Origin of the sequence: Pseudobutyrivibrio sp., assembly GCF_017471675.1 — a bacterium.
Taxonomy (GTDB): domain Bacteria; phylum Bacillota; class Clostridia; order Lachnospirales; family Lachnospiraceae; genus Pseudobutyrivibrio.
Genome location: NZ_JAFUSK010000005.1, coordinates 63940 through 84059, shown reverse-complemented (window position 1 = coordinate 84059; position 20120 = coordinate 63940). Strand labels below are relative to the sequence as shown.

Annotated in this window: 17 protein-coding genes and 1 pseudogene; 3 read left to right on the top strand and 15 right to left on the bottom strand. The window is 36.9% G+C overall.

The features are described from left to right. Positions 1 to 4: 4 nt before the first annotated feature. Positions 5 to 1117, bottom strand: coding sequence for a DUF5692 family protein (locus IJ535_RS01090; protein ID WP_294297591.1), 1113 nt, complete (start codon positions 1115 to 1117; stop codon positions 5 to 7). A gap of 149 nt (positions 1118 to 1266) precedes the next feature. Beyond that, on the bottom strand, positions 1267 to 2208 hold the full coding sequence (locus IJ535_RS01085; protein WP_294297589.1) for a diacylglycerol/lipid kinase family protein: 942 nt from the start codon (positions 2206 to 2208) through the stop codon (positions 1267 to 1269). Positions 2209 to 2334: 126 nt separating this feature from the next. Here IJ535_RS01085 and IJ535_RS01080 point away from each other — a divergent pair, with 126 nt between their 5' ends. Further along, a complete protein-coding gene (locus tag IJ535_RS01080; RefSeq protein ID WP_294297586.1) occupies positions 2335 to 3612 on the top strand; it encodes a chloride channel protein in 1278 nt (425 codons plus the stop codon). 68 nt (positions 3613 to 3680) lie between these two features. Here IJ535_RS01080 and IJ535_RS01075 read toward each other — a convergent pair whose 3' ends face one another. The 6 genes and pseudogenes from IJ535_RS01075 to IJ535_RS01050 form a co-directional block, all read right to left on the bottom strand. Next, on the bottom strand, positions 3681 to 6020 hold the full coding sequence (locus IJ535_RS01075; RefSeq protein ID WP_294297584.1) for an alpha-galactosidase: 2340 nt from the start codon (positions 6018 to 6020) through the stop codon (positions 3681 to 3683). 49 nt (positions 6021 to 6069) lie between these two features. Next, positions 6070 to 7410, bottom strand: coding sequence for an MFS transporter (locus IJ535_RS14160; protein ID WP_442961354.1), 1341 nt, complete (start codon positions 7408 to 7410; stop codon positions 6070 to 6072). Continuing rightward, positions 7390 to 7917: pseudogene (locus tag IJ535_RS14155) on the bottom strand (MFS transporter); the annotation flags it as partial. The pseudogene IJ535_RS14155 and the gene IJ535_RS14160, both read right to left, overlap by 21 nt. Positions 7918 to 7933: 16 nt before the next feature. Then, entirely contained in the window at positions 7934 to 9400 is a 1467-nt protein-coding gene (locus IJ535_RS01060) for a DUF6937 domain-containing protein (RefSeq protein ID WP_294297581.1), read from the bottom strand. A gap of 27 nt (positions 9401 to 9427) precedes the next feature. After that, positions 9428 to 11881, bottom strand: coding sequence for a glycoside hydrolase family 2 protein (locus IJ535_RS01055; protein WP_294297578.1), 2454 nt, complete (start codon positions 11879 to 11881; stop codon positions 9428 to 9430). Beyond that, positions 11882 to 12442, bottom strand: a complete 561-nt coding sequence (locus IJ535_RS01050) for a TetR/AcrR family transcriptional regulator (protein ID WP_294297575.1) — start codon at positions 12440 to 12442, stop codon at positions 11882 to 11884. 194 nt (positions 12443 to 12636) lie between these two features. On the opposite strand from IJ535_RS01050, the gene IJ535_RS01045 reads away from it, so the two are divergent. After that, positions 12637 to 12765: a hypothetical protein gene (locus tag IJ535_RS01045; protein ID WP_294297572.1), complete on the top strand. Its 129-nt coding sequence runs from the start codon at positions 12637 to 12639 to the stop codon at positions 12763 to 12765. Positions 12766 to 12833: 68 nt separating this feature from the next. Here the strand turns inward: IJ535_RS01045 and IJ535_RS01040 are convergent, their stop codons facing one another. Continuing rightward, the gene (locus tag IJ535_RS01040) at positions 12834 to 13001 is read right to left on the bottom strand and encodes a hypothetical protein (protein WP_294291507.1); all 168 of its coding nucleotides are present in this window, start codon (positions 12999 to 13001) and stop codon (positions 12834 to 12836) included. A 154-nt stretch (positions 13002 to 13155) separates the two neighbouring features. On the opposite strand from IJ535_RS01040, the gene xth reads away from it, so the two are divergent. After that, a complete protein-coding gene (xth, locus tag IJ535_RS01035) occupies positions 13156 to 13911 on the top strand; it encodes an exodeoxyribonuclease III (protein ID WP_294297568.1) in 756 nt (251 codons plus the stop codon). On the opposite strand, the gene IJ535_RS01030 is transcribed toward xth, so the two are convergent. From IJ535_RS01030 to IJ535_RS01005, 6 genes are all read right to left on the bottom strand, one after another. Then, positions 13908 to 15161: an ABC transporter permease gene (locus IJ535_RS01030; protein ID WP_294297567.1), complete on the bottom strand. Its 1254-nt coding sequence runs from the start codon at positions 15159 to 15161 to the stop codon at positions 13908 to 13910. The two genes, xth and IJ535_RS01030, sit on opposite strands and share 4 nt — an antisense overlap. Next, positions 15161 to 16750, bottom strand: a complete 1590-nt coding sequence (locus IJ535_RS01025; protein ID WP_294297565.1) for a biotin/lipoyl-binding protein — start codon at positions 16748 to 16750, stop codon at positions 15161 to 15163. Before IJ535_RS01025 ends, IJ535_RS01030 begins: the two co-directional genes overlap by 1 nt. After that, complete coding sequence (locus IJ535_RS01020; RefSeq protein WP_294297560.1) at positions 16737 to 17438, bottom strand: ABC transporter ATP-binding protein; 702 nt, start codon at positions 17436 to 17438, stop codon at positions 16737 to 16739. Before IJ535_RS01020 ends, IJ535_RS01025 begins: the two co-directional genes overlap by 14 nt. Before the next feature lie 2 nt (positions 17439 to 17440). After that, on the bottom strand, positions 17441 to 18634 hold the full coding sequence (locus IJ535_RS01015; RefSeq protein ID WP_294297557.1) for an efflux RND transporter periplasmic adaptor subunit: 1194 nt from the start codon (positions 18632 to 18634) through the stop codon (positions 17441 to 17443). 119 nt (positions 18635 to 18753) lie between these two features. After that, positions 18754 to 19212 carry an HD domain-containing protein gene (locus IJ535_RS01010; RefSeq protein ID WP_294291526.1) on the bottom strand — a complete coding sequence of 153 codons (459 nt, stop codon included), beginning with the start codon at positions 19210 to 19212 and terminating at the stop codon, positions 18754 to 18756. An 86-nt stretch (positions 19213 to 19298) separates the two neighbouring features. Further along, on the bottom strand, positions 19299 to 20114 hold the full coding sequence (locus IJ535_RS01005; protein WP_294297554.1) for a hypothetical protein: 816 nt from the start codon (positions 20112 to 20114) through the stop codon (positions 19299 to 19301). Positions 20115 to 20120 lie beyond the last annotated feature (6 nt).

Below are 20120 nucleotides of genomic sequence, written 5' to 3'. Positions count from 1 at the left end.
ACAATTATTTAGCTGCACGAGCAAGTGCCTCTTCGTAATCCTTTGTTCCAACGAATACTTCGTTTGAATATGGGTTGCCACCAATCTTGATAGCATTTCTAATGATTACTGCGATGCAAAGACCATTAATTGCAAGTGCCATCATAGCTACAAAGCCCTGCATTGTAGGATCAGCTGTGATACCCATTGCTGCAATAGCCTCGTTTGCTGCTGCTGTCTTACCCTGACCTGCCTGGTAAAGAGCGATAGCCTTCTCATAAAGATCCATTGTTGTGATACCAGCCTCTGTAGCGCCACCGTATACACGAGGAAGTACAGCTGCGAATGTACCCTTTAACTGGAATAGAGGTACTACCTGAGCCCACATGCACCAGATTGCAAGTGTGTTAGCACGGTTCTGAATCCATGCACCCTTGTTCCAAAGAGCGTTTGCAAATGTAGGAGCAAGAAGAAGTGCAACACCACAGTACCATGTATGTGTAGGAAGGTTCAAATATGTATATTCGAAGTTCCATACATCATAAGCAACGATGAACCAAACTGTCATATCTGGCCAAAGCATATCTGACTGGTTCTTATCATTTGATGTGTAAAGGTGAATACAACCTGTCATACAGAAGATGTTGATAAGACCTGCGATAGCGTTAACAACATTCCACCATCCACCGTAGATGAATACACCTTCGTTTGAACACCACCAAGCACCTGAAAGGTCCCCTGTGATTGAGTAAGCTGCAAGAGCTGACTCCATATCAGAAACATTAGCAATCATGATGTTAGCTGCTACGATGAACCATGGCCACCAAGCGAACCACTTTTCTTTACCAATGCCCCACTTATACTTAATCATCATAAAGCCAACGCATCCGATGTCTGCTGCGTAAAGCTTGAAGTAGTGGAACCAACCATCCATATATGCAACAGTTGGATTTGAAGCACCGCCGAATAAACCAACGTGTGCTAAGATGAAATAAACTGTAAGAATACATGGGATGATAACGAAGATGATCACACCACCGACCTTTGTACGACGGCCGAGTTCATTCATAATAATCAATCCAGCAAATACAAGGCACCAGCCAAGGATTTGCCAAAGATTAGTGATTTGGAAAATCATATCCAATCCTCCTTGTTAATTATTTATTAATATAGAGAAACTAATTTCCCTACCCTCAGTTTTTATTATACCTATCTGTGAATAAAATAACAATATGTCACTTTATAAAAATTTAATACATTTTTTATATTTTGTTTAGTTAGAAAAATCTATATTCCCCTAATTTTAAGTATTTGTGGCATACATTCAAATAATAAATTATTAAGAAATCCCACATGTTCTCCGTCTGCATGTACACACATCTTATCTGCCATGTTAATTTCGATTCTATCAAAATCTAGAAGATCAAAGCCTTCCTTTCCCATGTGTTTTCCAGCCACAAGACTAGGAAGTAATGTAAGACAACGAAATCTACTGATATCATGGGCTATAAAAGCAGTAAGATATCCAGAATCAGCAGTTGCTTCGGGAGCCATTGGAATGCCTCCTCCTTCAGCCTTACAATTCATAGCAGCAGCAAAAATGGTGCTCTTTATATTTCTAATTTCAATTTTTCCTTTGTAATCAATTTTCACCTTAGCATCAGAAAATGGCATTGTAAAAATATCTCCTACTGTAAGGAGACCATATGTAGCAGAACCAGCTCCAAATATATTTAGAAACTTCTTAAGCCTGCTATCAAGTGCCTGTAAGCACACATAGGCATCTACTCCTATTCCTGCACTTACCCCAAAAAGCCTATCTTTTGATACTCCGTCTTCTATGTATGTAATTTTTCCAATATCAAACAGCTTATAATCACTAGATGTTAAGGCTCTATCAAGGATTTCAATTATCTCTCCTTTTAATCCAATTCCATTTGCAAAATCGTTAGCTGAGCCAGCAGGCAATGGGGTATAATATGTGTTTTCAAAATCTTCTATTCCATTTAAGGCTTCATTTAAGGTACCATCGCCACCCATTACAAACAGTGCTACTTTTTCACCCTTTCCTGTAGCTTCTTTAGCAAAAGCTGTTGCATCACCTGGCCCTTTGGTAAAATGAACCTCATATTCTATTTCAAGCTTTTCTAAATGTTCCTTTAGTTTTTCCCAGGTTTCTTTAGTCTTACCTGTTCTACTTGCTGTATTTACAATAAAAATATTTTTCATAGCATTTCCTTCACTTTCTTAATTATAATTTTCAACAATTTAAAAACTAAAGTCAATGGATTTCTTGCACTATAAAAAATAGAATGATAGCATATCCATTAGAGAAAAATAAAAGAGGGAAAATTTATGAACTATACAGAATTTAAAGAACGATTTTTTCACAAAGTAGATCATAACGGTCAAAGAGCATTATCTGTAATAAGCTGGACAATTGCAGCCATATTTATTGGAATTGTAGTAGGTTTATTTGCCACTGCCTTTGGTCTTTCAATGAGATACGTTATTGGTTTTAGAGAAAGCCATACCTATTTAATATACCTTTTACCTGTAGGTGCTGTAGTAATTACATTTATGTACAAGCAGATATTAAAGGTTAAAGATAGTGGCACAAACACTGTTATAGCAGCCATTCAATCAGATGAGCGACTTCCTTTTAGATTAGCTCCACTGATTTTTGTTGCCACCCTACTGACACATCTTGTAGGTGGTTCTGCTGGACGTGAAGGCGCTGCACTTCAAATGGGTGGTGCCATAGGAAATGGAATTGGACGTGTGTTAAAGCTTAATTCCACAAACAAAAAAACTATGATTATGTGTGGTATGAGTGCTGCCTTTTCAGCACTATTTGGAACTCCAATGGCAGCTGCCATTTTTTCTATGGAAGTTGTTTCAGTTGGAATTATGCATTATGCAGCATTGGTTCCCTGCGTTATATCTTCTTTAATAGCCAGATATATAGCAGCCCACTTTGGACTCACCTCAGAAATATACAAAATACCAGATATTCCTGCATTTACAATCAAGTCAGCAATACTTATCTGTATATTTGCTATTGTTTGTGGATTAGCATCAATCCTATTTTGTACCATGCTACATAAATACGAAGAGTTCCTTTCAAAGAAGCTTACCAACCCTTACATAAAGGCCTTAATCGGCGGTACATCAGTACTTCTTCTTACGCTTATCGTGGGAACCACTGATTATAACAGTACAGGCACAGCAGTAATTGCTGCATGTTTTACAGGCGCTAAAATAAGCCTATTTGCATTTTTGCTGAAAATGATTTTCACCACCCTTACATTATCCTGTGGATATAAAGGTGGTGAAATCGTTCCTACATTATTTATTGGTGCAACCCTTGGCGCAGCAATTGGCGGTACCTTCAATGTATCACCTGAGCTTTTAGCTGCTGTTGGAATGGGAGCACTATTTTGTGGTGTTACTAACTGCCCAATATCAAGCCTTCTTATCTGCTTCGAACTATTTGGCTACGAGCCTATGCCTTATTTCCTTCTTGCAGTAGCCTTTAGCTATTGGGTATCGGGTTATTCAGGATTATATCGTGCTCAAAAAATTGTTTATAGCAAATATCGCAGCAACTATATTGACAAGCATACATTATAACCCTAGTTATTACGCCTGCAGTTACCAAAGAATTATAATCTTTGTTAACTGCAGGCGTTTTTATACTTTTATTGGCACTTCTCTACAAAATATAATCTTGCCCCAAAATCAGGGAAGTATCTGACTTCTTCATTAAAGCCTGTACCAACAAAGCTTTGTACCAGCTTAACCCCATTAGCATTCAAGGTATCACCATAAGCAATGTGGTCTTCTATCTCTCCTGGCATCTTAACAAACTTCGCAATTACATTATGAAGAATTCCATCCTGTTTAATGTGTACAGGTGCTACTGTATTTACCAAATCTCCAAAGCCTTTGACATTATATTCTAGCTTTCTGCCAAAGAAATGATATTTGGTATTATCATCAAGACCTGCCATATCAAGCTTAAGATACTGGTCACCTGCAACAATTTCTCTTTGCATAAGCATTGAGACTGATGTGTTCTTGTCCTTATCAACAATACTCCATTCGTAAATATTGTCAGCTCTATGACGATAAAAATCGCCAAACTGTAAGGTCTTACGATACTGCTTGTAAAGCTCGATTTGTGCCCTAACAGCTGCAATATCCTCAGCCTTCATATCATTTAGATTAAGCTCATAGCCAAGAACACCAAAGCTTGCTACTGCAAATCTTGATTCCAGTGGTGTTACTCTAAGTGTCTGATGATTTGGACATGCAGATACATGTGCTGTATAAGTACACTGAGGATAGCCATAAGAATATCCATCTTGAATAGCCAAACGGCTTACTGCATCTGTATTATCACTTGCCCAAATCTGTGGATAATAGCAAAGCACACCAAGGTCAAAGCGGTTACCACCTGAAGCACAGCCTTCCATAAGGATATCAGGGAATCTTTCAGCCAAAGTCTTAAGCAATCGATAGAATCCAAGCACATATCTATGACTAAGCTCTAACTGCTTATCAGCTGGAAGATATTTTGAATAGTAATCAGAGAAGTTTCTATTCATATCCCATTTGATATATGAAAGATTAGGTGTAGAGAATACTTCACTCATTCTATCAATCATATAATCAACAACCTCTGGATTGCTAAGGTCAAGTATACGCTGGAAGCGGCCTTCAGAATGATCCATTCCTGGAATATCAATAGCCCAATCAGGATGCTTGCGATAAAGCTCACTATCTACATTGAGCATCTCTGGCTCAACCCAAAGACCGAACATCATACCTAAATCTGTAACCTTCTTTGCAAGACCTTCCAAGCCACCTGGAAGCTTTTTCTTATTAACAATATCCCAATCGCCTAAAGCTCTATGATCATCATTTCTGTCACCAAACCAGCCATCATCCATAACAAATAGCTCTACGCCTGCATTCTTTGCAGTTTTTGCAAGCTTAAGTAATGAGCTTTCGCTGAAATCAAAATAAGAAGCCTCCCAGCTATTAATAAGAACTGGACGTTCTTTCTTTTTCCAAGGCCCACGAGTAATATGCTCTCTAACAAATTCATGCATATTAAGTGACATTTGTCTAAAGCCCTTTGCCGAATATGTAAGAACTACCTCAGGAGCCTCAAACTCCTCTTCTGGCTCAAGAGTCCAAGCAAAGTTCTGAGGATTAATACCATACACCACTCTTGTCTTCTTAAAGGAAGATACCTCTGTGGCTGAATAATGATTTCCTGAATATAAAAGGTTAAAGCCCCATACATCTCCTGCTTCCTCAGAAGATTCTGGTTCAGAAACCATAAATAGAGGGTTGCACCTGTTAGAGCTTGTTCCTGTAAAGGATGAATTAACCAGCTTTCCTGCTAGAAGGACAATATCACACTTATTCATCTCTCTGGTCCAGCCACCATGGAATGATGTAATCTTCATTCCAGGATGGTCAAAATCCACAAGCATAGAAAGCATTCTTGTAAGCCTTACAGAATCCTTTGAAGTATTAATAAACTTTGCCGAACGTGTAATTACATCGCAATCCTCAAATACAGAATAAGAAAGAATCAATGTAAAACCATGATTCTTATCCTTTAAAGTAACATTTAAGGTTTGAACCTTACCTGATTCATCATAAGAGCTTGGCAAAGTCTTAAACTCTGGCTTTCCATCTATTACCTGGTATGAATCATAGACAAAATCCAGTGATGTACTTCCATCACTGCAAATGACCTCAAGCATTGGCTCTCTTAGATCACCTTTACCAATTGCAGACATTTCTAATCTAACATCCTCTAATGTTAGATTTTCATGGGCATCATCGTATGTAATTGTATTACCTGGAGCAAATGCACGTTTTTCAATAAGAACAGAAGGCTCATCCTGGTGGATGAGCTTTCCATAATACATGTGTTCCAGCTGACCTGTTTCCATTACACTAAATGCATATGTTGTTGATTTGGTATTTAAGAAAAATACCTTTCCATCAGCCTTTATCATATAAATAAACCTCCAATTCTTGTTACCATTACAAGAGTTACATTAAATACTATTTACGAGCCTTTAATTCAGCAGAAATTTCTGAAAGCTTTTCATCAGTCAAAATATACTTAGCTTTAAAGAAGAAGAATGCAATAACAAGAACTATTGTAGGTCCTACTGTCATAATCATTCTAAGTCCTATAACTGAATTTGCATCAATCGATTCAAGAAGCCCACTATTTGCAACCTTTTCCTGAAGACCTGCTACATCAAGTGTTGCCGCACTATCCTTTTGGATATTAAAGATAGCAAGACATACTGAAGCTACAAGTGCAGCAATACCAGAAGCAAGCTTAACTACGAAAGTCTGCATAGAGAAAATTACAGATTCATCTCTACGATAGTTCTTAAGCTCTCCGTAATCAACAGTGTTTGCAAGAAATACTGTAACTACAACGTTAAGAATACCTGCAGCAGACATGATAAGGAAGCCTGGAACAAAGAATACAAATACACTTGTAACTCCACTAAGCGCCATTGTAAGAAGAACAATGTATCCTATTATTTCTGCTGCTACACAGATATAGAAAATACGAAGTGTTGTAAAGGCCTTTCTAAGCAGTGGGAACATAATCATCATTGCAAGTATCTGCATACCACCGGCAAATGTATTAAACAATGTGTAATTGCCTTGCCAATTGCTTCCTGCTAAATCATATTTAAAGAAATATATTAACAGGTTTGATGTAATATATAAAGCTGTATTTACAAGAACGATTGTTATTACAATTGTCATTGCCTGATCGTTTTGGACTAAAGCCTTAAACATTTGACCAATAGATGCAGTTTGCATATCTACTGTAGACTTTTCCTTTATGCAAGCACATGTAATACCTATAAATAAAATAAATAATACACCAATAATAATTGAGAAATACTTAAAACCAAGACGCTCAACTTCCATTGTAGAAGTCATATCAATTATCATTGAGTTAATCTTTGCATCGTTAGATGTAATTTCCTCAAATGCAGCCTTTGGTAAATAGATTGCAACTGCAGCCTTACCTGAATCAATGCTATCCATAGCTACATTAATATCACAATCATCACCCTCTACATAAGTATTATCACCATATTTAAAGCTGTAATTGGTGTTGTCACCATTTAAGAATACAACTCCATTGTATCCCTTTTCTTCATCTACAACGCCGTCAAAAACCTTCTGTATACCTGTTATATTAAGAACTACATTATCTAAAGCAATCTCAGCTTTCTCTGTTGTTGGATTGCCATCTGAATCACGCTCAACAGCGTAAACACTAAACTGTGTGTTACTAGAATCAAATGTCTTTAGAATATTATCTGAGTTATTAGCAGCAGCCTTTGAACCAAGAGCTGCAACAGCCATAACAGTGACAATTGTTACAAGTGCAGAACCTACACCTGCGCAGGAACGAGCTAAGGCAGATAGCCCCTCGCGCTCTTTACCGCTTTCTGTAAAAGCAGGCACCATTGACCAATAAGGGATATCCATCATTGTGTATGTAACGCCCCACATAATATAAGTAACAGCAGCATAAGCTACAATCCCCTTAGCTGAGGCTGTTGGTGGTGCTGAAAACATAAGAATCAGTAATACTGTATTAGTAATAGTACCAATTAAAAGCCAAGGGCGAAACTTACCCCATCTAGTCTTTGTCTTAGCAACGATAACACCCATAATTGGATCATTAAAAGCATCAAACACACGGGCAATCAAAAGAATTATACCCATTGCAATTGCATTGACACCCATAATGTCCTGGAAATAATAAAGAACGTATGAAGCCGACAGCATGTAAACCATGTCTTTTCCAACAGCTCCTATACCATAAGCAAATTTTTCTACTCCCGATAAGCTCCTTTTTTCTGCCATTATACTCTCCTCCTTATTAGCCCCTGTTTTTCATATTCATAGCAAGCTCTACAACCTTGTATGCACCATCATAAAGTCCTATAGTTTTGTTAAGCTTGATACTCTCACACATTTCTGTGAGAAGCTTATCGTCCTTCATGAATATATCAATCATCTGAAGTGTATGTGGAATATCTCTACACTCTAAAGTTCCGTCTCCCATTTCTGCTGAGTGTATTGCGCCCCACATTTCATGTTTGCCAACTCGCTTAATAAATAGCTTTGGTACAGGGTAAAATGCAAGCTCTGATGGCTTTGTAACAAGTACATCGCAGCTTCTCATAAGAAGATTTGTACAATAAACTGCCTCAAATATATTCTCATGATAGAAACCATGAATACCTATAACATCGCCTGATAATGCATCCTCTGCAAACTTTGTAGTCTTATCAAATTCATTAAAGTGCTCTGTAGAGATTTCCTTCATTTCAGGAATTTCATTTAATAAATCATCCCAAACATTCTTGTAATCACCTACATTTACATATAAAGAAGCCTTGTTTGCCTTTATGTCAGGAAGAAGGTATTTTATAATAGCTGCAAATATCTCCTTCTGCGCACCAGCCCCTCCGATAGTAAGAAGGAATCTCATTGGCTTACCATTCTTTTTTCTATCTATACGAGCCTGACAATCTGCTTCAATATTAGAGACAAGCTCATGGTCAATATAATGTCCTGTATAAACCAAATCATCATTTGGCATAGGATTACAAACAGCATCCTTTGACATGCCATTACAGATGCGGTATCCCATATAAGCATTCTTGCACTGAATAGCATGAACAGCCCCCTCAGCGAAATGAAGGGCCATTGGCCAGTTATCAGGAATTGCATTAACTACGTATTTCATACCGGCATGTACAGCTGCCTGTGCTGGCCACGCATGGGTACCGATTACAGGTATGTCCTTTGGTACATTCTTATATACTGTTGCCATAAGCTCTGCATTCTTCTGGTCTGATGAATTATAAGAAAGCTTTCTAAAGCCCTCATAGTTCATTGGCTCCCAAACAAACTTATTAAACAGCTTGTTCTTAGAAAGCCTTGAGCCCAAAGAATACAAATCATTCTGAGCACTGATTACCTTTGTACAGGTAGTCTGTGGATATCCGTTTAAATCCATCCAATATGGTGTGTAGCCTAGTGCCTTTGCAGCCGAAGCCATTGCCATTGATATACGGTAATGTCCAAATCCCATACGGATATTTCCAACAATAACACCCTTTTCTTTATCAAATTTTTCAGGACTTGCTCCATCCTTCAGTAACACATCATATACACCAAGTGAATCACCAATATGTTCATTCTTAGAAATCACAATATTGTAATCTACATTAGAATCATCTCCATATTTTTTGATATTCTTTTTCTTAGTGTTGCATGCCTTTTTGTAATCTTTGTCAGAAATAACATTTCCAAAAATCACTTTACTCTTATCTACCATTATTTATAACACCCTCCTTATTAATTACTAAAAGCACTCAACAGATAGGCTTATTTCTACAGGCTCTAGCCCCTCGCTAGATATTGTAAGCTTGCCATCTCCATCTTCGCCAATAGATTTTATATATACTCCAGTTGCTCCACCTACAGGCGAAACTACCTTAGGACCAATTATTTCAAAAGGACCTTCAACCTCAAAACTAACAGGCTGATTAAAGAAATATAATTGATTGTCATTCTGGTCAGCTATCTTAATACGTATATGAGAAACATCATAGGTATGCAATTCTGTCAGCAAGGTATGGCTTGCCTTAGCTACAATATGAGCATTTGTAACAGCAGCCTTCTTAACAGTCTTTACAACCTTACCATCTTTAATGGCCTCAAACTTATACTCTCTGGATTCTCCGCCCCAATCTCCTATAAATTTATTATAGATTGGAACCGCTTTACTTGGGCTAACATGGTGGAATACCACAAGCCTAAAGGCTATCCATGCAAGAGATGGTGTAATCTTAAATCCACCTAATGTAACCTGGTTAAGAGCCTGCTTTATAAGCTTTGCCTGCCCCTTTGTGAATTCTCCATCATTTTCAACAGCATCCCCAACAAAATCATCTATAAGAATAGGTCCATGCTTTAGATTTTCAAAGGCAGAATCCTGAGGGAAGTATTCCTTTACAAGTACATCATTTTTATACATTTTCACTGAATCAGCATTTGTTATGATGTAGGATTTTCCCCTGTTGCATGCAGGATGCTCGCCTATATCAAAGCTTGTTGTTACATCAAGTACTATATCGTTTTCACAAAAAGCTGAATATACCGATGCTGCAAGCTTTGGATTTCTAAACATATCCATTACACCGTGGTAACAGATTCTATCTCCTGAACCAAAATCCTTGTGTGTATTATAGTCAAACATGCACCACCCAAAGGAACCGGCAATATCACTTTCCCCTGCTATTGCATTTAGTACATTAGCATGCCTGATTGCATGCTCTTGTCTATGCTCCTCTGGATCATAAGACTTGGTAGGGAACATGTGTCCATTATACTCACTGACAAGATATGGCTTTTCTTCGTCAGATGTGATTTCACTTTTCTTGGAACAGCCCTTATTATTTCCGGAATGAACAAAATCGTTATATGTGTATACATCCTCAAGAAGTGAGCTCTTAGCATGTGCTCTAACTCCACCAGTTGGTCTGGTTGGGTCGTATCTATGAGCCACTTCATTTGTTCGCTTATAAAAATCATCATTATCTATAGATTCATTGATTCGAACTCCCCATAGAATAATTGAAGGATGATTTCTGTATTGGAGCACCATATCCTTTGTATTTTCAACGGCAATGTCCTGCCATTTGCTTCCGCCAATATGCTGCCAGCCTGGAATTTCTGTAAAAACCAAAAGTCCTAGCTTATCGCACTCGTCAATAAAATACTGGGATTGAGGATAATGAGAGGTTCTTACCGCGTTAAGTCCTAACTCATCTTTAAGTATCTTAGCATCCAATCTCTGCATCGATTCAGGCATAGCATAGCCTACATAAGGATATGATTGATGTCTGTTTAATCCTCTAAGCTTTACCTTTCTTCCATTTAGGTAATAGCCGTTTTTTCTAAACTCAGAGCTTCTAAAGCCAACACTTGCTTCGAATTCATCTACAACCTCATCATCCAAAAGAAGCTGTGTCTTTACATTATATAAATATGGACTTTCCACATCCCAAAGCTTTACAGATGTAGGTGCTGTTGTCAGGTTAAGAATGTACTTATCACCATCACTTTCCAAACCACCCACTGGTTGAGATAGAATCAGCTCTTCTCCAAGAAACTGTTTGATGAATACCCGCTCTTTTACAGCCAAATCATAAACATTCTTTGAAAGATAACACTGGGTTTTAAGAATACCCTGTACTTTCATCATCTTTATCTGCTTTGGTGTACGCTTGCTAGTAGATATTCTTTCCAATAAAGATGGCTGCAAAAATACATCTGTAAAATGAGTCTGTTCTTTGATTTCAAAATAAACATCACGGTAGATTCCACCATAAGTCATGTAATCAATAACATATCCAAATGGAGGTTGATCAAGATTCTCTTTAGAATTAACCTTTACAGTAATTAAATTTTCTTCTCCATAATTAAGAAGTTCAGAAACATCACAAGAAAATGCAGAATATCCACAATCATGATGTTTAGTATGCTTCCCATTAATATAGACATCACAGCTATGTCCAACTGCTTCAAATGTAAGAATAACCACTTTACCATTCCACTGTACAGGAGCGAAAATGCTCTTCTGGTATGCACTCTCCATTTGGTAAATGCTTTCATCAAAATAAGAAAAAGGCGTTTCTTTAACTGTGTGAGGAATATTAATCAGCCTGCTTTCCTTCATTGGCTCATCAATCATTGCCTCTTCAAATTTTTCATTAAATCTCCACTTTCGATCTAAATAAATTTTCTGTGCCATTTATTTTCCCTTTACAACAATTCCATCTATCATAACATCAACTACTTCTGCCAAAGCTTTTGGATAATCAATCCCACTGGATTTAAGGTAATCTCCCATTAATAGCTTATCAACACAGGCTTCGTACATAAGCTTAAAAATGTTAAGGTCTATTTCTCTAATATCACCATCAGTTATGCCTTTTCTAAGAAGCTCAAATGTCTTCTCCCAGCCACTATCCAATCGGTCTATCATTTTTTCATAGGCCATTGGATATTTATTAGCCAACTGATGCATTGCAGTATAATCAAAGCCGTAATGTGACTCAGGCAAAACTGCAAGTATTCCTCTTACGCGTTCTACAGTGCCAAGGCTTTCATCGTTATATATTTTATCTTCAGCAGCCTTAATCATATCGAATGCATAATCCATCATGTCACACATGAGTTCATTCTTGTCACTGAAAATTGTGTAGATAGTTTTCTTGCTCATCTTCATCTCTGTAGCAAGATCATCCATTGTAAATTTAGGGCCTTTTTCTCTAAATACCTTTAGAGCCCCCTCTAAAATTCGTTCATTCATATTCTCTCCCAAAAACTAAAATTTGTATATTGCGTTTCCCTTATCTAAATTGTAGCAAAATTTGGAAACTAACTCAACAAAAAACCGTTTATACATTTTTCACAATTTCTTTACATTCTTTTTGTTGACAAAGCACAATTCAAGGTTTAATATATCCACGTAAACAAGAGAAAGAGATTTAGGAGGTAAAAAGAATGTTCGAAGAAGTATCATTCACAATGTACAGCGTATACGCAGATTATGAGAAGTATTGCAAAAGAAAGAAAGCAGAAGGCGAAGAGCCAGTTTCATTTTTCAAGTATGCTTTCGGTCAGTTCGATTAATTCGAACTTCCACTTAAAAACAACAGGGACTCGCGTTTGCGAGTCCCTTTCTAATTTATTAATCTATCTTATTCTTCATCAGTATTTAAAGCAGCATCTATGATTGACATTAGTTCCATTGCACTACGGAAATTAAGCTTCTCATCCTTATCAGCCCAAGTAACCTGCCCTTGCCAAGTATCATTTTCTGCTTTATTAACATGAACTACAAATGTTCCCTCTTTCTTATCTGCCATAATAGCACCTCCCTTGAATCTGTTTTTATAATATCACACTTTCCATTATATAAAGCATTATATTTCATTTTTTATTTAATTATGTCTATTATCTTTGATTTTTTTCATGGGAAACATTAATATCTATATAGAAAACTATTTAATCGGAGGATGTATGAGTAAATTTATTTCATGGAACGTAAATGGCCTTAGAGCTGCCACCGGCAAAGGCTTCTGGGAGTATTTTGATACAGTTGATGCTGATATATTTTGTCTTCAGGAAATCAAGCTTTCAGAGGGTCAATTTGATACTGAAAAAGAAGGATACCATGTATACTTTAACTACGCTGAAAAGAAAGGCTATTCTGGTACAGCTATTTTCACCAAGCAAGAGCCTTTGTCCGTTACCTACGGAATTGGCATTGAAGAACATGACCATGAAGGTCGTGTAATCACTCTTGAATTTGATGATTATTATTTTATTACCTGCTACACTCCTAATTCTCAAACTGAACTGAAGCGATTAGATTATCGTATGACCTGGGAAGATGATTTCAGGAACTATCTTTGTAAACTGAAAGAATCAAAGGGAGTTATTCTCTGTGGTGACCTTAATGTTGCACATGAAGAAATAGATATTAAAAATCCTAAAACAAACAGACATAATGCCGGTTTTACAGATGAAGAGCGCTCAAAAATGACTGAGCTTTTAAATGCAGGTTTTGTTGACAGCTTTAGATACTTCTATCCTGATATAACTGATATTTATTCCTGGTGGTCATATAGATTCAAGGCTAGAGAAAAGAACGCTGGTTGGCGTATAGATTACTTTATTGTTTCAGAAAACATAAAAGGGCGAATGACCGATGCCAAAATACATACTGATGTATTTGGTTCCGACCACTGCCCTATTGAACTTGATTTTGACTAATTACTGCGTAAAGCGTCTATCGGATTTAAGTTAGCCGCCTGGTGGCTTGGCAATATTCCAAAAACAATTCCTATAACCATTGAGAAGGCCACAGCAACTATTGCTGCTGGCCACGATATGGCTACAGGTGTTCCACTCATTATAGATATTATCTGAGCCAAGCCTATTCCACAGGCCACTCCAAGGACTCCACCCATAGATGTAAGTACTGCGGCCTCAGTTAAAAACTGACCCATAATCTTGCCTTTTCTGGCACCTATAGCTTTTTTCAAACCAATCTCTGCTGTTCTTTCTGTAACAGAAACAAGCATAATATTCATTACACCAATTCCACCAACAAGAAGAGATATTGCTGCAATCCATATCAACATGGAATTTGTTGAAGATGAAAGCTGTTGCAGCTGTTGTGCCTGCTCTAACAAGTCCTTAGATTGATACTTAATTGTATCATCAGTGGGACTAATAGAAGCATTAATAATATCTGCAGTTTTCTTTCCTGCCGCTGTCATATCATCAGTAGATACTGCTCTAATCAATACATTCTCAGGCTCATCATATCTATAGCTAATTGGCCAATCTGTAATCGGGATATATATTGTGCCCGATTCATCCTGCATATATGTTTCATAATCAGCTAGAGTATTAATAGTTGGTTGAAATGTAGAACGGGTTTCAACAACACCTATTATTACGTAAGAATCTCCGCCTATTTCCAACACTTTGCCAAGTGGCTCTTCGTTTTGCAATAAATCCTCTGCTATAGCTTCGTCAATAACGCAAAACTTTTTAAAATTCTTGCATTCATCATCTGTAAAGAGTCTACCTTTCTTTACTGTAAGGTTTGCAGTTGAAAAGAAATCAGTTTCTACCCCCTTTACATATCCACCATTCATAGATGCATTTTGATAATACACTCCATCGTATATCTGCCTATTATTGTACTTGCTGGCAGATTGAACCTCATCAAGTTCACGAATCTCACTAAGCACACTATCACTTATACGAGGTATACCATAAGGCAACTCACTATAGCTCAAATCCATAGGCCAATCATTCTGGTACAACTGAATATCAACAGTATTCGAACCTGAGCCTATAAGATTTTGTTTTATCTGCTGATTTGTTCCTTCAATGGTAGATACTATGGCAATAATAGCAGCAATACCAATAATAATTCCAAGCATTGTCAAGAAAGACCTAAGCTTGTGTGTCCAAATGCCTCGAAAGGCTAATCTCAAATTTTCTAACATTAACCTAAGCCTCCATCACCATATTGTAAATTATCCACCTTTTTGCACTTGATTCCCTCAATAGCTCCATTTCCATAAGGGAATGCTAAATAATCTTTTTTAGATACCCCCTTCTTAATCTCTATCATAGAGCCCCACAGGGATTTACCTACCTTAACATATTCTTTCTTTAAAACCTTTGATTTTGTCATCTTCATTACATAGCTACCAGAGGCATCCTTTCGGATGAAATGTGAAGGAATATAAAATCCTCCCTCCTCCTGTCCTGCTGGTGTTATAGTAATATCAACAGCCGAGCCAATCTCTATACCGCTTTTCCTGTCAAATGTAGCTTTAAATTCGTAATTGCTACTATTAGAATTTCCAGCACCACTATAAAAATTGCTATCTTTGCTAGGTGTATCACTTATGCTTGAAATAATAGCCTCAGCAGAAGCACCGTTATCCCATGATGTAATTGATACTGTATCTCCCACCTTAACATCTTTAAGATAGAATTCCCCTATAGCACCTGAAATATAGTATTCATCCGTAGCTGATACTATCATAAATGGCTGATTTGTATTGTAGTTATCTATATTTTGAACCTTAGATACTGTTCCAGAAACCTTAGCTACAATATCACCATTGTCTGAAGTATTTTTCATAATCTCAAGCTCGTTAACAAGCTTTCTCAAGTTTAAATCTTTCCTTTTTATAGAATCTTGAGTATCTTCAATGGCTGTTTTTAATTGATTAGCATTCAGTCCTTCTGGAACTTTACGTTCTCTTTCAATGTTTCCATCCCTAAAGTATACAATCTCACCTACTTCTTTGTGAGTCTGAGAATCATGATATACTTTAGTACGCAAATATTCCCCTTCACTACTTACTGACTTAGTATCAAATTTATCGGTATCCTTTAAATCAACACCTTCCAAATCTCCCCTAAGCTTGTCTACAATTATTTTATCTCTTACAGGATTTCCATCGTTATCTACCTTAGGACTTCCATCTTCATTTTCACTTTGCTTATAAATATAATAAGTAAATCCCTGCGGATTGCCTTCCGTATCAAAAGCTCTACTTGCAACCACATCCCCTGCTTTGTAACTACCATCATATCCGTCATCATTAACGTCAGATTTTGTAATATATTCCACAGATGAAGTATAGCTATACTTGCTGTAATAATTCATTTCATAAGTATTAGTTGGTACAGGGTCTGTGTTAAGTAATCTTTCAAGCTTAATCTTATCAACATTTAATTCCTGAGTAGCCTTTTTAATCTGTAATTCTTTTCCACTTATGTCCTGAGAATCCTTTTTTACAGTCATAAGAACGTCGCCTTCATTCACATGGTCGCCATCCTTAACATTTACAGAAACAATTTCTGTACCCTTTGCAATATATGCAGCCTGGGCTTTATCTGAGGTTACATTTCCATAGCTTTGTATATTATCACCCCAATATCCATCCATGCCCTGTTCTGCCATAGAGATAACTTCTGCAGTTTTTTTGCTTTGCCTATAGTAAAATACACCGTACAAACCGCCTATCGCAACAGCTATAACAAGGAGGACAATAATTAAAGTTTTAATCTTCTTCATTTACAGCCTCCTCTAATCCTGAATAAAGCTTTCCATCTACTATTCGATATGTCTTTTTGGCGTGACTTGCAATATTGGCATCATGGGTAATCATAATGATAGTTGTTCCCTCTTCATTAAGCTTTTGGAATAAATCCATTATTGCAGCACCTGACTTCTGATCCAAGGCTCCTGTAGGCTCATCGGCAAGAAGTACCTTAGGATTGTTTACGATGGCTCTTGCTATAGCCACACGCTGTTTTTGTCCACCAGAAAGCTGGTCTGGCCTAAACTTAACTCTGTCAGCAAGCCCTACTCTTGTAAGCGCCTCTATCGCACGTCTTTCCCTTTCTTTTTTCTTAACTCCTGCATAGCTAAGAGGTAATGCCACATTTTCAATAGCATTTTCCTCATTCATAAGATAAAAGCTTTGGAATACAAAACCAATCGAGTGAAGCCTAAGATCCGACATCTGTCTGTCCTTTAAACGCAGAACATCCTTATCCTCAAAAAAGTATTCTCCGCTGGTAGGCTTATCCAAGCACCCAATCACATTCATAAGAGTACTTTTTCCTGAACCTGACGGTCCCATTATGGCCACATATTCACCTTCATCAACAGTCAAAGATACATCATTAAGAGCTGGAACACTGGTTTCCATTCCGGACTCACCATATACTTTAAAAATATTATTTAGTTTAACAATCATAACTATTCACCTTCGACCCCAGAAACTGTCTTCATTCCTTCCTTATAGTCATCCATAGGATAAGCTAGCTTGTCTTTTTTATCGATTCCAGAAACAGCATACACCATCTGTTCCTCATAATAATCCCCAAGCTTTACAGACTTCTTTGCAAGTTTCCCCTTATTATCAACCCATACAAACGGATTACCATCTTCGTCGTAAGCTAAATAATAATCATAAAGATATGTTCCATCTGAAAAATCCATTTCAGGTGCATCGGTCTGACCAATCTCGATATAAAGATGTTGTCCCATCATAAGCCCTTCACTACTATCTAAGGTTACATAGAATGGATATTTTGTAGACGTGCCCTCTGTTGAGTCACCTCCATAATTATTTTGATTGTTTTCCTGCTTAGATTCTGTATCAATCTTAGTTATAGTTCCAGACCATGTCTTTGTTTCATCAACACGTGAGCGAAGCGTTACCGGTTCATCTACGTTAATGGCCCACACATTCTGCTCGTTAATTTGCCCCTTTACACGCATTTCTTTTGAAGCAAGTATTGTAATAAAGGAACCATCTGTAGTATATGGATTTGTATCATCTGCAATCTTTGTGATTGTTCCAGATACAGTTGATTTCACTGTAGAATTATTAATCTTCTTTTTATGCTCCTCTATTTTGGCATTAGTTTGCTCAATTGAATTATTTGTAATCGCAATATCTGTATTTAAGCCACTAATCTGATTTTGTAAATCTTCTCTTTCGTTTTTGTCTTTTTCTGTTTGTCCTTTAATCTTTGCAATATCAGACTGAAGCTTTTCAATCTTTCTATTATTATCCGCAATTGTAAGATTGTATCCTTCAATATCAAAACCAAATTGAACTATTTCAGCCTCAAGGGTATCAGTTTTATAAGAAAACAATGGTGTCCCCTCACTTACAATATCTCCCTCTGATACAAATATCTGATCTAATTCTCGTTCGGAGCTTTTGGTGATACTGGTAGTTTCTTGACCTTCAACTACACCCATAAATACTTCTGGTGTATAGCTACTACCTTCACCCATAATTTCTGATAAAGATGTTACATAGATTTGAGATGATTCATCTGTAGAACCTGCCTTTTTATCTATTATAAAAGTTTTTACAGCAAACCCTGCAGACGCTACAATAACAGCAATCAAAATGATTGCTACAATCTTCTTTTTCATAAACTATTCTTCCTTTCCCTTGCTACGAACTGTCCTAGTTCTAATAATACAGTTATAGCATTAATAAAGAGGTAATGCAATATTACCTCCATTTGTTATTATAATTAATTTATTTAATATTATCTACACAAAAGTGTTTCTTTTGTTGAAATACATTTGTCAGCCAAACAAACTATCCAAGCCTCCCTACATTTGGGAATCTTAGTAATGTTAAGTGGCCACATATGACTTTCTATTACCCCTTGGGTTTTCTTACAAATTCCAAAATGCCTGGTAGCATTTTCCATTGCTGTCCTAGAGTGGGAAAAACCATGTAGACCATGCCCATCATCCGTTACATGCCAATCATATAAATAATAATCATGTAAAAAAGCCCCTACTGTAAGAACGTTTTCGTCTCCACCAAGATGAAATCTATTGTTAATCCAAAAGCTAAGTCTTGTTACACTTTCCACATGATCAAATGTAGATATCCGACCGTGCTGAACATACTCCTTCATTTTTTGAACTCTCGCGTCTGATTTAAATGGAGCAAGGATAGATTTCATTCTTTGCTCTTCATCTGGCCTAAGTCTCATAAAACCCTCCGACTAATACCATAATTTAAGTAAACGCATCATATCAAACAATTATGTACTAGTTGTGAAAATTATTAAAAATAATGTTATCTGAATTTATAGAAGGAATCAGTTCTCCTTCCATCATTAAATGCCCCTAAGATAATTATCTCACCATCTGCATTAATCTCAGCCATACCAAACTTACCTGTATGGTCCTCCAGGTATGATATATGGAATATATAAACCTCCTCTGTAAAGAAATAATCATATCTCTCTTCATCGGAAAGCTTTTCTTCAACCTCTAAACAGCATTCCCCAGGTTCAAGATTAAATCGCCCCACATATTCAGAGTCTATTCTTTGAAAGGTTACGGTATAGCCTTCCTCCTCTGGAAAATCCAAAACCAGTTGCTTATAGGCTTCCTCCTGGGATGCAACAGGAGTAACGTCATAAGCTGAATTCCTAGGCTTTTCCATAGGATTATAGTCAGGAATGCTGTGCCATAAAGCCAATATCCATATTTGTATAAATAAAATCATGATTAAACATACTGTGATGATTCCTTGTAAATATCCTTTAAGATTAATCCGAAGCTTCTTTTTCTCTTCGTCTGATTCATCTTCTTTATTCTTGATTATATTTTTAGCATAAGTGCTGCCACCAATGGTTTCCATACAGTGATTGCATATAATTTGATTCTCAGCTGGCTGTCCACATATAACGCATTTTTTATCAGTTTCAGTACCAGCTGCTATATCAAATATGCGGCTCTTAAATCTTTTTCCAAATACAGAACCTAAAATTACCCGCTCATTTTCAAGCCTTAGAATGGATTCAACTACCTCCATGTTGCTAAGGTCATATTTGGAAGTAAGCTTAACCATATACAAAAGCTCTTGTTTTAGTTTTTCATCCCCCATAGTCGC